Source organism: Roseicyclus sp., from assembly GCF_052168335.1.
Classification (GTDB): Bacteria; Pseudomonadota; Alphaproteobacteria; order Rhodobacterales; family Rhodobacteraceae; genus Roseibacterium.
The window spans coordinates 1-1,855 of sequence record NZ_JBQLZP010000083.1 but is presented as its reverse complement, the minus strand read 5'-3'; the positions used below and the strand labels follow the sequence as shown (position 1 = coordinate 1,855).

Annotated in this window: 2 protein-coding genes and 1 pseudogene; 2 read left to right on the top strand and 1 reads right to left on the bottom strand. The window is 73.2% G+C overall.

Annotation, left to right across the window (positions count from 1 at the left end; all coding sequences use genetic code 11):
- Together ACTS11_RS02735 and ACTS11_RS02730 are read left to right on the top strand one after the other, a co-directional pair.
- On the top strand, positions 1-578 hold a 578-nt coding region (locus ACTS11_RS02735), incomplete at its 5' end, for an acyl-CoA dehydrogenase family protein (RefSeq protein WP_442638814.1).
- Positions 575-1,618, top strand: coding sequence for a phosphotransferase family protein (locus ACTS11_RS02730; RefSeq protein WP_442638813.1), 1,044 nt, complete (start codon positions 575-577; stop codon positions 1,616-1,618). The genes ACTS11_RS02735 and ACTS11_RS02730, both read left to right, overlap by 4 nt.
- A 7-nt stretch (positions 1,619-1,625) precedes the next feature.
- On the opposite strand, the pseudogene ACTS11_RS02725 reads toward ACTS11_RS02730, so the two are convergent.
- Positions 1,626-1,855 (bottom strand): annotated as a pseudogene (locus tag ACTS11_RS02725) (C69 family dipeptidase); the annotation flags it as partial.

Below are 1,855 nucleotides of genomic sequence, written 5' to 3'. Positions count from 1 at the left end.
TCATGGGACCCGAGGAACATGGCGGCCATTGCGAGATCGTCTACGAGGGCCTGCGCATCCCGGCGGAGAACGTACTGCTCGAGGAGGGGCGCGGCCTCAAGGTCACGCAGACGCGGCTCGGGCCCGCGCGGCTGACCCATTGCATGCGCTGGCTCGGGCTCGCGAAGCGCTGCATCGAGATCGCGCGGGACTACGCCGAGCGGCGCGAAGGCTTCGGCATCCGCCTCGCCGACCGCGAGAGCGTGCAGGTGATGCTGGGCGACCTCGCCATGCAGATCGAGGTGGGCCGCCTTCTCGTGATGAAGGCGGCCTGGGAGATCGACCGCGGCGGCTTCGCGCAGAAGGAGGTGTCGATGGCCAAGATCCACGTCGCGAACCTGCTGCACCGGGCGGCGGACACGGCGATCCAGATCAACGGCGCGCGCGGATATTCGACGGACACGGTGCTCGAGTGGATCTATCGCTACGCGCGGCAGGCGCGGCTGGTCGACGGGGCGGACGAGGTCCACAAGATGCTCATCAACCGCCATCTGGGCGAACAGGGCGCGGGCTTCTACCGCTGGGCGACCGCGCCGTGACGGCGACGGTGGAAGGGCGGCTCGACTTCGACGCGGACGCGCTCGGGGCGTTCCTCGGGGCGTTCCTCGGGGCGCGGCTCGGGCCCGACGGGGGGCGCTACGCGCTGACCCGGATCGGCGGCGGGCAGTCGAACCCGACCTATTTCCTCGACTGGGGCGACCGCCGGCTGGTCCTGCGCAAGCAGCCCTCGGGCGAGATCCTGCGCGGCGCGCACGCGGTCGACCGGGAATACCGCGTGCTCGCGGCGCTGCATCCGACCGGCGTTCCGGTGCCGCGCCCGGTCCTCTTCCACGGCGGCGCGGACCTTCTCGGCACGCCCTTCTACCTGATGGAGCGGGTCGAGGGCCGCATCTTCACCGACACCGCGCTGGCCGACCTGCCCCGCGCGGAGCGGCGGGGGATCTGGATGGCGGTCGCCGACACGCTCGCCGCGCTCCACCGCATCCGGCCCGAGGAGGTCGGCCTCGGCGACTACGGCCGTCCCGGCAACTACTTCGAGCGGCAGATCGCCCGCTGGGACCGGCAGTACCGCGCCTCGCCCTCGGGGCCGGTGCCCGAGATCGAGGCGCTGCACGCCTGGCTGGTCGCGGAGATGCCCGAGGATGACGGGCGCGTGGCGCTCTGCCACGGCGACTTCCGGCTGGGCAACCTGATGTTCCACCCGACCGAGCCGCGTGTCGTCGCGATCCTCGACTGGGAACTCTCCACCCTCGGCCATCCGCTCGCCGATCTGGGCTTCTGCGTCATGCCCTGGCACACGGCGCCCGACGAATACGGCGGGCTTCTGGGGACCGACCTCGGCGTGGCGGGGCTGCCGACGAAGGCGGAGGTCATCGCGCGCTACCGGGCGGGCGTGCCCTTCGACGCGCCGCTCCTGCCCTTCCACGAGGCCTTCGCGCTCTACCGTTTCGCCGTCATCTTCGTCGGCATCGCCGACCGCGCCCGCGCGGGCACGGCGAGCGACCCGGAGGCCGCCGCCCTCGGCCCCCTCGCCCGCCGCTTCGCCATCCGGGCGCTGGAGGTGGCGGGCGCAGCCTGAGCCGCGTCTACCAGAGCTGTTCGGGCCCCTGCGGCGGCCCCTCCGGGTCGAGGCGCCCTGCCATGCCGAGCAGCGCGAGGCCCGCGCCCGCCAGCGCCGCGCAGTCGGAGAGCGCCGCGTCGAGCCAGCGGCAACTCTCCCGCGTCAGGAGGCGGCGGGCGAGCGCGGGCTCTCCCGCGTCGAGCAGGATCTCCGCACTCCGCAGGACGGCAGGAAGATCCTCGGCCACCCGCCCCT